This is a genomic window from Paenibacillus sp. EB106-04-04-XG159 (genome assembly GCF_058791835.1).
In genome coordinates this window covers 69,270-78,153 of the sequence record NZ_JBYTDY010000006.1, presented here as the reverse complement: position 1 = coordinate 78,153, position 8,884 = coordinate 69,270, and the positions used below count along the sequence as shown (strand labels likewise).

The following is an 8,884-nucleotide window of genomic DNA, read 5'->3' as shown; positions in this document are numbered from 1 at the left end:
TAGTATAAGGTTAGTTGCACACGATTAGCTTCAATTCCTGTTCTTAGTTATAGCGTTAAAGGTCAATTGTTTAATGTTACAGGTTGAAGCGTACGGAGTTATTTTCAGGTTAAACTATAGTAAGAAGCAAGTGCATAAGAACCGTTTAGGACGGTCATGCGAAGCATTATGTTGGATAAGCAAAAAGTAGCTCACCTAACAATCACTGTGGCGGCGATTGGGCGAGCTACTTTTTGCTTCTAGATATAATTATTGGATTGATTTAGATATTATATAACCTTATTATATAATTGACTTTTATTTTGGTGGTGGTAATAGTTATGATATATACATTTTATGGACGTGTATCTACTGATAGTAATCAGCAACTATCAGCATTAGATAATCAAGAGCAATACTGGTTAGATTATTTTGAGAAAAATAAATTTAAAGTGAATCTAAGCTGTGGAGCTTATTACAGCCGAGAAGGATTTTTGGCGTCAAGAGATGGGTATTATATAGATGAAGGAATATCAGGTTATAAGTCAAAAAAGTACAGAAAAGCATTTCTTAGAATGATTAATGATGCCCGCCAAAAAAAATTCGATATGATTTATACACGTTCAATAAGTCGATTTGGGCGTAATGTAGAAGATATTATTACGACAATTAATGAATTGAGAAAATATAATATAGGCGTCTATTTCGAAGATATAAATGCAAATACTTTGGATCGAAACGATGATTTTAAAATTCATATTTTTATGGGGTTAGCTCAAGAGGAATCAAGATTAAAGAGTTCAAGCGTTCAAAAAGGGAAGAAAATTGCGGCTGAAAAAGGTGTGTGGAGTGGAAGAGAACCATATGGGTATGATATCTATACGGGTGAATTGGAGATTAATGGAGTAAGACAATATGTAAAAGGTCGATTAGTAGTTAATAAATCAGAAGCATTAATTGTTAAGGAAATCTTTGATTTGTATTTAAGTCATGGTTGGGGATTAAGTAAAATTGCAAAACACTTAAATTCTAAAGATGTTCCTAGAAAAAGAAATTCAAACAAGTGGGATCAAAGTATTATTGGTAAAATGCTTAAGAATCCAATTTATAAAGGAGTGGTTTGGCAACATAGAACATACATTCAAGATTCCCAACAAAATATTATTGCCAATGTACCAGAAGAAGAACAAATTTTGTTTGAAGATCAATCGTTGTTAATAATCGAACCAGAAACATTTGATAAAGTTCAGAAACTAAAGGAAGAACGCTTCAAAATGTTTGGTGACTTCAAATACAAGATCGAAACAGAAGAAGACGAATTAGGAAATGAGATAGAGCGAAAAGTTCGAATAGGTATTGATAGAACTAATCAAAGATATAGCGGATCGCATTTATTTAGTAATTTATTGAGATGTGGTAATTGCGGTTCACCACTAAGATTTAAAAAGCAAAAAAGTACTAGTGGTAAAATACATCATTATTGGTTCTGTTCTAACAACGATAAAACTGGAAAATGTGAATACAGAAATTTACAACGAGATGAAGAATTACTAGAATGGGTCAAGAAAGAGATTGAATCTTTTAAGAGAAACGATTACAAGCATAAAGAAATATTGAGACAATTTATGAAGCTTCAATTTGATTCAGTAGACATTGAGAACAAAATTAGTATTCTTACTGAAGAATTAACAGAATTAAAAAAGCTAGCAGAAACTAATTTGCTCGTATTCTCAAAAGACTATATACAAGAATCGGAATATGCTGAACGTTCAAGTAAACTGAACTCCCAAATAGATGCAATTACGGATGAATTGAATCGTCTAAAAGGAGCAGATGAAGAAAGGCTAAGAATTATTGAACAGTTCAATGAATTTGTTGAGAATTTAAAAAAGATCGACATAAATAATTTAACTAATGTAATCTTGAGAAAAATCATAGATAAGATTGTATTTACAACAACAGACCCTGATCTCCAAACTGCTGCAGCTTTAGGATATGTTGAGCTAATTCAACCGAAAGAAATTTATTGGAGATTCATGGATCAGTCGGTTGATGAATTGCTAAGGGAATATGCCAGCAAATATTTCCATGAATATTTCTATGTAGGTGATGATGAGTACCTAGATTTCCATACGCTTCAACCACTTTATAGACCTTAGTCAGGTCTATTTTTTTATTGGATTATTTCCTTTTTATATTTATCTTTCAGGCTATGAATACGGGCCATGAGGGTTCACTGTATAATACAAAATGCATATCAATTAAATTCTACTTTGGCGTTAGCGTCAAAGTATTTGTTTTTTACACCCTTAACGTTAGAGCAGTCTGTCATTAGCGTTATTTTTTTAAATATTGTTCTTGCAACACGTTGTTTATCAAAATCGTCATAGTCATCCCATTTAATTAATGTGTCTTGAAGCAGATCAGTGTTGACTACATTTTTTCTAGAATTTACTTTTTGGTTCATCTCGTTTGTTAATGACTCCTTAAGCGCATCCTCTTCCGAAGTTATTTCTCTTAACTCTTCTGCGGTCATTAAGTCATTGGCAAACATGTACTGCCATTTCTTTCTTCTTGTCTTAATCTCATCAAGATTACGTTTAATTTTGTTTATCTCTTTTTTGTAAATAAGGTCGTCGTTTTTATTCGATAATTCATCGGTTAACAGGTTTTTGTCTAGGATGATTTTCTGGAAATGTTCCTTGATCAGGTGCTCAACGTGCGTTTGTCTGAACATCGGCATGTCACATGAATTATTTGATTTTCTGTTATTACACCAATAATAGGCATCTCGAATTTTATCTCCATTTTTTAATGTTCGACTAGTGGCCAATCTTCCGAACATCGATGCTCCACATTTACCGCATCTCAATAATCCAGTAAACCAGTAATCTATTTTTCGTGAGTAACCACTTGTTGCTCTTGATTTCATCAATGCCATATGTTCTTCGTATTCTTCTCTAGTCCAAATACTTGGGTAGTTGCTTTCGCCGTATACACATTCAACTCGTTCGTCTATATTACGTGAAATATATCTGCCGTCTGGTAATTTAGTTCCAAAACGAATAATTCCAGCATACAGAGGGTTTTCTAATGTTAATTTCACTGTGTAAGCAGTCCAATTAGAGCTACGTCGCTTTATTCCTCTAATTAGAAAGTATTCAGCAATTTTCTTATAGCTAAGGTTTTCATACATGTATAGGTGACGAGTGAGTTTGATGTATTTCACTTCATCTTCTATCAATTCTCCGTTTTTGTTATATCCGTATGGGAATTTCCCTCCTGGTTTTTTACCTTCTCTCACCTTCTGTTCCATCCCAAATCGCACTCGTTCGGCAATTGTTTCTCTTTCCCATTGAGCGATATCTGCGATTAGTCTGATGAAAAGCCTTCCAGCTGCCGTTCTTGTTTCAAATGATTCTGTGCTCGATTGAAATTTTACGTTTTTTGATTCGAATAATTGAATCAGCTTATCACAATCCGCTGCTGATCTTGTTAACCTATCCAGTTTATAAACCAAAACGACATCGATTTTTCCTTCCTCGAGGCATTCCAACATCTTAGTCATTGCCGGTCTATTTAAGTCTTTAGCAGAATATCCGTCGTCTATATAAATATCAAACAAATTCCAATCTTGAGAATCTACATAAGATAGAAGTCTTCTCTTTTGCGCAGCAATTGAGTATCCTTCTTCCGCTTGTTCTTCTGTAGACACACGAATGTAAATTGCGGCTTTCATGCTTGTCTCCCTCCAAAACGTCTACGAAAGTAAAAACTTCACTTCAACAACCTTGCCGAGTATCTCCACATCTCTTGCCGGAACAAGCATTGGTTCCATTGTTGGATTAGATGGAGATAAGATGCACAGTTCATCTTGAACCTTAACTCTTTTTAATGTCACTTCTCCTTTATTTATACGAACTACTGCAATATCTGATGGGTTAACTTCTGGTTGCTGAACAATGATGACCGTATCACCGTCGTGTATCCGATCTCCAATCATGCTTTCTCCTTTTACGGTAAGCGCAAACCCTCTTCTTCCCCGCAAAATACTATGTTCAACTGCTGTGTATCCTTCAATTACTTCCACACAATCAATCGGTATACCAGCCGCAATTTGTCCAAGAACAGGGATCTTCACCAATAAGCTAGGATCGTATTCTTCAAGATCTAAGGTGCTGCTACAAGTACTATTTTTGGTGTTTATAAAGAAATCGATTTCTTTGCTCTGTGCAAGTGCATCTTCTGCAATTACTTTAAAAAGTTCAAGTTTTTCATTCTGAGAAATAACACCAAGCAGGTATTTTAAATTCTGATCATTTGAGGCTTCGGCGAATTTTTCGAGATATGAATTTATGTCGTTTATTTTAGAAAAGTATTGTTTTACCACTTCAGGAGCCTTGTCCATGAATGCAGCAAATACAAGTTTGTCCGGGTCTCCATTAGTAACGATAGCAATAGCTCGATTAACTTCTTCAGATGCTGGGTATTTAGGTCCTGTTCTTAATTTAGACAAGTAAGACCTGTCGACCTTAACACCTAAATTGTTCATTTTTTCAGCAATTGCACCTAGTCCGAGTCCGCTCTGAGTGAAATATTCATTAATCAAATCAACGTAGTTCACGGGAATCCCCCTCAATTAATTATGTACTTAGGATAACACAGTCGTGACTATTTATTCAACACTAAAATTGAAAATGTGATTAAATGGTCATTGACGAATTGTGGAAGTGAGTTTAATATTGTGACTATAAGGTCACTAGTGATTAAAAAATCACGGAAAGGAGAGCAAATGAAATATACAGAGTTGTTGTGCGCCAGTATAGAAAAGAGTGGAATGTCATTACAGAAGATTTCGGACAAATTGAAATCACATGGAGTGTCTGTAGACAGATCATATATCTCCATGCTCAAACACGGAAGAACAAAAAACCCTGCGTCTGATGAAATAAATCTCGCTTTAGCTAAAGTCTTAGGTGTCAATCCAGTTGAATTGCGAGTGGCTGCAGTAATAGAGAAAATTGGTCCAGAGCTTTACCAATTAATAAAAGATGCTGGTTAGTGAAGAGAGGAAGTGAAAGTGTGGTTACTCCAAATACACCTGTCAATCCAGGACTAAGTGAAGAGGCGTGGAAAAAGCTTCATGCTTTGGTTTCCAAGCTTAATGTCAAATATTCGGCAGAAACACAGTCAAAACTCAATAATAAAACAGCTTGAGTGAAAGGAGATTTATATGAACCAATTACAAGTGGTCAAAGGAGCGCAGTTTGGAGAGTTGCCGGTGATTGTTGTAAATGGAGTTGAATGGTTCGGGGCGACAGAAGCTGCAACGGCACTATCATTCTCCAACCCGCACAAAGCAATCGACAATCATGTGGATGATGATGACTGCACGATCCATACAGTCACCGATTCCCTTGGCAGAAAGCAGAACAAGAAATTCATTAATGAATCTGGATTATACAGTTTGATATTCGGAGCTGCTAAGCAAGGCAATAATCCAGAGATCAAAGAGAAGGCGAAGAGTTTCAAGCGCTGGGTTACCAATGAGGTTCTGCCAACAATTCGCCGCACTGGAATGTACCAAGTTGGAGTTCCGTCCTACATGATCGACGATCCAATCACACGGGCCAAACAATGGATAGAAGAACAGAAGGAAAAGCAAGCGATTGAAACCAAGGCACTAATGCTAGAACAGCGTGTAGCGGAATACGAGCCTAAGATCAGCTACCTTGACTGTATACTCCAATCCAAAGGGACCGTAACCATAACACAGATTGCAAAGGACTACGGCATGAGCGGACAAGCTCTGAACCAAATCCTACACGAAGAGAAGGTGCAGTACAAACAGAATAAGCAATGGCTCCTATATCGGCAGCATCACGACGAAGGATACACCAAGTCAGAAACAATCGATATCAGACGCAGCAATGGTGATCCAGATGTAACTATGAATACGCGATGGACGCAAAAGGGCCGGCTGTTTATACATGACATTTTAAAGAGCCGCGGCATCGTTCCTGTAATGGATCGGGTTAGGGTAGCTAATTAAGAAAGGGGGATGGATATGAGTATGGAAACTACGAAGAAAGTAAATGAACTAATCATAAACCTATGTGACTATATCAATCTCGCAATGAAGAGTGACTCGGCAGACAAACATAATAGCCTACCGAGCCTGATTGAAGCATTAGCTAAACTTATTCGTTAATATCAAACTTTCCATTGTAAGCTTCCTTCACATTCTTAGCAATTGTTTTGAAATACTTTCCAACTTCTTCGGCATTAAGTTGGTTTAGCTCTTCAGCAGTAGATCTGTCATTACCATTTACTCTGTAAATAAGTCCTTTATCTATTGCAGCAAGAGTAATTTCTTTTGCAACATCAAGGATACCCTGCGACATAGTCTCACCTCCCTCCAAATAGTGTCTGGACAACTCTATTGTATAGGGAAGAGGAACTATATAACAGTCAAAAAATGACGAAAGGAGCATAACAATGTACGAATTTTTAGAATCGACGCATCACTGGTATGACCGCCGCGGTGGGCAGCAGGAGCTGGGAGACGTTACGACAACGAATCAATGGGTTAAGCCAGTTGTTAGACTGGACAAGCTGTTTGCAGCCGGCAGCCGAGTGCGCGGGGATGTGCTGACATGAACACCGAAGCTGCACGCAAGCTAAAGTACATCATCAGAGGATTGCACGGCATAAAGCGTATGTTGCCTTTTGGATCTACTGTAGCTATCACTATCGGTATGGTGCTGGAGAAGTTGGAAGAAGCACAAATAAAGCTATTGGGAGAGGACGGGTTGAGATGATGGACAAGCAGATTGTTCGCAAACGACTACAAGATTTACGCCGCATGCGAAATACAACCAGTTTGTTGGATGCAGCATACGACTGGTTAAGCAGTGAGATTGCACAACTGGAGCGAGAGTATTACGGGAGATCGTGGTCATGACAGAACGTTGCGGATGCGGACGGCTGGCAGAGTGGGCAGTATACGAACATAAGGAGCCGCATTGCTTCCATTGCATGGAGGAAGCTGCAGTAGTTGAGAACGTGATTGTAAAACGAGTGTGGGACTGGAGGGAAGAACGTGAGAATGCCATATCGAATTGCATTCAGCGCTGACCGTTTCGACCAGTGGCGGCTATCGAAAGCTGGCGGGGTGATAAAGCGAGTTGGCAAGAAGGAAATGTTTGTATTCGAAAGCGAGCAACAGTACCGCCGCTATCTTGAGTTAAACAGCCATAGAAAGTAATTTAGCCGCGGGGTAGGAGCCGCAGCTAAGAAATAAACTTAATCAATTTGTTAACGGCATTATACCACATTATCGGGAGGAATCAATAGTATGCGTTTGTATGATCTGACTGAACAGTACAATGATTTACTGGAGCTGGCACAGGATGGAGGCGAAGGTGTGGACTATGGCTCCATGCTTGACGGCTTGGAAGGCGCGATCGGAGATAAGTTAGATGGATACTGCAAAGTAGTCCGCACGTTGGAAGCGGAAGCTGAGGCAGTGGCAGCAGAAGCAACACGCCTTGCACAGCGGAAGACGATGATCGAGAACAACGTTAAGCGTATAAAGGATGCAATGAAAGGCGGCATGCTACGTGTTGGAATGGACAAGCATAAGAGCCCACTATTCAGCGTTTCGATTACTAAGCCGCGGGATCGAGTGGAGGTAATGAATATGCCAGCTGTTCCATCTGAGTACGTTAAGCAAGCCGAACCTACAGTTGATAAGAAAGCTGTGATGGATGCGATTAAGGCGGGTGCTAACGTGCCAGGTATTGCAATTGTACAGGGCGAAAGTGGGCTGATGATTCGATGATCTTTTCTGAGTACAATCATGAGATAGCCAAAGCATTGGCTGCAGCATGGGGCGCAATCGAAACGCCGAAACATAATACCAATGTCACTGTTCGCACTAAAACGGGTGGCTCATATGAATTTTCCTATACAGACCTAGACGGTATATTTGAAGCGATCAAAGTTGTGTACCGTGAAAATAAGATTTCAGTAGTGCAGAACGCTCACACATCGTTTGAAGATAACGGGTCGTTGTTCGTGGCCGTTGAAACAATGCTCTTGCATGAGTCGGGAGAGTGGGTAAAGTCCGAATCTCTACGTGTGCCAGCTGCTTCGAGCATGCAGGATCTAGGCGGGCAGATCACTTACATGAAACGTTATTCTTTGTCGGCAATGCTAGGGATTGCAACCGAGAAAGATGATGATGCGAATGGCGTTGCCGGGAACGAAGTCGAATATAAAGCTGATGCACGCAAGTTATCTGAAGCACAAGTTAAGCGCCTTTATGCAATTGCAAGCAGTAAAGGAATAAGCATGGTAGATGTTAAGAAAGTCATTATGAAGGAGTACAACAAGACTCAAGCAGAGGATTTGACCAAGCAGCAATATGACACATTGTGCAAACGACTAGAGTCGGCTGAAAAGGAGAAAGAACATGCTAAATAGAGTGATCCTTATTGGTCACTTAACGAAGGACCCTGAGCTTAGATATACCCCAGAGGGTAATGCTGTTACAAATTTCACTTTAGCAGTTGATCGTCCGTTTAATAATGGCGGTAAAAGAGAGGCTGACTTCATCCCAGTGGTGACATGGCGACAGACAGCGGAGAATTGTGCAAATTTCCTTCGCAAAGGGAGATTGGTAGCGGTGGAAGGCCGTATCCAAGTTAGAAATTACGAAAACAGTGAAGGTTATCGAGTCTATGTCACAGAGGTAATTGCTGATAACGTGCGCTTCTTGGAACGTAATCAAACAACTGCTGAAGAGCCTGATCCACACGGAGAGCAGGCTGGGAATAAACGAGACCCGTTCGCCGGTGATTGGAAGCCAGTCAACATTAATGATGATGATTTACCATTTTGA

General features: G+C 39.3%; 14 protein-coding genes. 11 read left to right on the top strand and 3 right to left on the bottom strand.

The window, feature by feature from the left end; all coding sequences use genetic code 11:
- Positions 1 to 320 precede the first annotated feature (320 nt).
- A complete protein-coding gene (locus tag AC3WTP_RS09175; protein ID WP_492394300.1) occupies positions 321 to 2,138 on the top strand; it encodes a recombinase family protein in 1,818 nt (605 codons plus the stop codon).
- 98 nt (positions 2,139 to 2,236) lie between these two features.
- Here AC3WTP_RS09175 and AC3WTP_RS09170 read toward each other — a convergent pair whose 3' ends face one another.
- Positions 2,237 to 3,718 (bottom strand): recombinase family protein, encoded by a 1,482-nt coding sequence (locus AC3WTP_RS09170; RefSeq protein WP_492394299.1) that lies wholly within the window; start codon positions 3,716 to 3,718, stop codon positions 2,237 to 2,239.
- 21 nt (positions 3,719 to 3,739) lie between these two features.
- Positions 3,740 to 4,603 (bottom strand): LexA family protein, encoded by an 864-nt coding sequence (locus AC3WTP_RS09165; RefSeq protein ID WP_492394298.1) that lies wholly within the window; start codon positions 4,601 to 4,603, stop codon positions 3,740 to 3,742.
- A gap of 168 nt (positions 4,604 to 4,771) precedes the next feature.
- Between AC3WTP_RS09165 and AC3WTP_RS09160 the strand changes: the two genes are divergently transcribed.
- A complete protein-coding gene (locus AC3WTP_RS09160) occupies positions 4,772 to 5,041 on the top strand; it encodes an XRE family transcriptional regulator (protein ID WP_492394297.1) in 270 nt (89 codons plus the stop codon).
- Positions 5,042 to 5,212: 171 nt separating this feature from the next.
- The gene (locus AC3WTP_RS09155) at positions 5,213 to 6,031 is read left to right on the top strand and encodes a phage antirepressor (RefSeq protein WP_492394296.1); all 819 of its coding nucleotides are present in this window, start codon (positions 5,213 to 5,215) and stop codon (positions 6,029 to 6,031) included.
- Positions 6,032 to 6,179: 148 nt separating this feature from the next.
- Here the strand turns inward: AC3WTP_RS09155 and AC3WTP_RS09150 are convergent, their stop codons facing one another.
- On the bottom strand, positions 6,180 to 6,383 hold the full coding sequence (locus AC3WTP_RS09150; RefSeq protein WP_492394295.1) for a GTPase-activating protein: 204 nt from the start codon (positions 6,381 to 6,383) through the stop codon (positions 6,180 to 6,182).
- A gap of 94 nt (positions 6,384 to 6,477) precedes the next feature.
- Here AC3WTP_RS09150 and AC3WTP_RS09145 point away from each other — a divergent pair, with 94 nt between their 5' ends.
- From AC3WTP_RS09145 to ssb, 8 genes are all read left to right on the top strand, one after another.
- A complete protein-coding gene (locus AC3WTP_RS09145; RefSeq protein ID WP_492394294.1) occupies positions 6,478 to 6,639 on the top strand; it encodes a hypothetical protein in 162 nt (53 codons plus the stop codon).
- Positions 6,636 to 6,800, top strand: a complete 165-nt coding sequence (locus AC3WTP_RS09140; protein ID WP_492394293.1) for a hypothetical protein — start codon at positions 6,636 to 6,638, stop codon at positions 6,798 to 6,800. The genes AC3WTP_RS09145 and AC3WTP_RS09140 overlap by 4 nt, the downstream gene beginning before the upstream one ends.
- A complete protein-coding gene (locus AC3WTP_RS09135) occupies positions 6,797 to 6,943 on the top strand; it encodes a hypothetical protein (RefSeq protein WP_492394292.1) in 147 nt (48 codons plus the stop codon). Before AC3WTP_RS09140 ends, AC3WTP_RS09135 begins: the two co-directional genes overlap by 4 nt.
- Positions 6,940 to 7,116: a hypothetical protein gene (locus AC3WTP_RS09130; RefSeq protein WP_492394291.1), complete on the top strand. Its 177-nt coding sequence runs from the start codon at positions 6,940 to 6,942 to the stop codon at positions 7,114 to 7,116. The genes AC3WTP_RS09135 and AC3WTP_RS09130 overlap by 4 nt, the downstream gene beginning before the upstream one ends.
- Positions 7,088 to 7,246: a YjzJ family protein gene (locus AC3WTP_RS09125; protein ID WP_492394492.1), complete on the top strand. Its 159-nt coding sequence runs from the start codon at positions 7,088 to 7,090 to the stop codon at positions 7,244 to 7,246. The genes AC3WTP_RS09130 and AC3WTP_RS09125 overlap by 29 nt, the downstream gene beginning before the upstream one ends.
- A gap of 90 nt (positions 7,247 to 7,336) precedes the next feature.
- A complete protein-coding gene (locus tag AC3WTP_RS09120) occupies positions 7,337 to 7,822 on the top strand; it encodes a siphovirus Gp157 family protein (RefSeq protein ID WP_492394290.1) in 486 nt (161 codons plus the stop codon).
- A complete protein-coding gene (locus AC3WTP_RS09115) occupies positions 7,819 to 8,466 on the top strand; it encodes an ERF family protein (RefSeq protein ID WP_492394289.1) in 648 nt (215 codons plus the stop codon). The genes AC3WTP_RS09120 and AC3WTP_RS09115 overlap by 4 nt, the downstream gene beginning before the upstream one ends.
- Positions 8,456 to 8,884, top strand: coding sequence for a single-stranded DNA-binding protein (gene ssb / locus AC3WTP_RS09110; RefSeq protein ID WP_492394288.1), 429 nt, complete (start codon positions 8,456 to 8,458; stop codon positions 8,882 to 8,884). The genes AC3WTP_RS09115 and ssb overlap by 11 nt, the downstream gene beginning before the upstream one ends.

Coding starts and splice junctions, on each gene's coding strand:
- AC3WTP_RS09175 (WP_492394300.1), top strand. CDS start 321: ATGATATATACATTTTATGGACGTGTATCTACTGATAGTAATCAGCAA.
- AC3WTP_RS09170 (WP_492394299.1), bottom strand. CDS start 3,718: ATGAAAGCCGCAATTTACATTCGTGTGTCTACAGAAGAACAAGCGGAA.
- AC3WTP_RS09160 (WP_492394297.1), top strand. CDS start 4,772: ATGAAATATACAGAGTTGTTGTGCGCCAGTATAGAAAAGAGTGGAATG.
- AC3WTP_RS09155 (WP_492394296.1), top strand. CDS start 5,213: ATGAACCAATTACAAGTGGTCAAAGGAGCGCAGTTTGGAGAGTTGCCG.
- AC3WTP_RS09150 (WP_492394295.1), bottom strand. CDS start 6,383: ATGTCGCAGGGTATCCTTGATGTTGCAAAAGAAATTACTCTTGCTGCA.
- AC3WTP_RS09145 (WP_492394294.1), top strand. CDS start 6,478: ATGTACGAATTTTTAGAATCGACGCATCACTGGTATGACCGCCGCGGT.
- AC3WTP_RS09140 (WP_492394293.1), top strand. CDS start 6,636: ATGAACACCGAAGCTGCACGCAAGCTAAAGTACATCATCAGAGGATTG.
- AC3WTP_RS09135 (WP_492394292.1), top strand. CDS start 6,797: ATGATGGACAAGCAGATTGTTCGCAAACGACTACAAGATTTACGCCGC.
- AC3WTP_RS09130 (WP_492394291.1), top strand. CDS start 6,940: ATGACAGAACGTTGCGGATGCGGACGGCTGGCAGAGTGGGCAGTATAC.
- AC3WTP_RS09125 (WP_492394492.1), top strand. CDS start 7,088: ATGCCATATCGAATTGCATTCAGCGCTGACCGTTTCGACCAGTGGCGG.
- AC3WTP_RS09120 (WP_492394290.1), top strand. CDS start 7,337: ATGCGTTTGTATGATCTGACTGAACAGTACAATGATTTACTGGAGCTG.
- AC3WTP_RS09115 (WP_492394289.1), top strand. CDS start 7,819: ATGATCTTTTCTGAGTACAATCATGAGATAGCCAAAGCATTGGCTGCA.
- ssb (WP_492394288.1), top strand. CDS start 8,456: ATGCTAAATAGAGTGATCCTTATTGGTCACTTAACGAAGGACCCTGAG.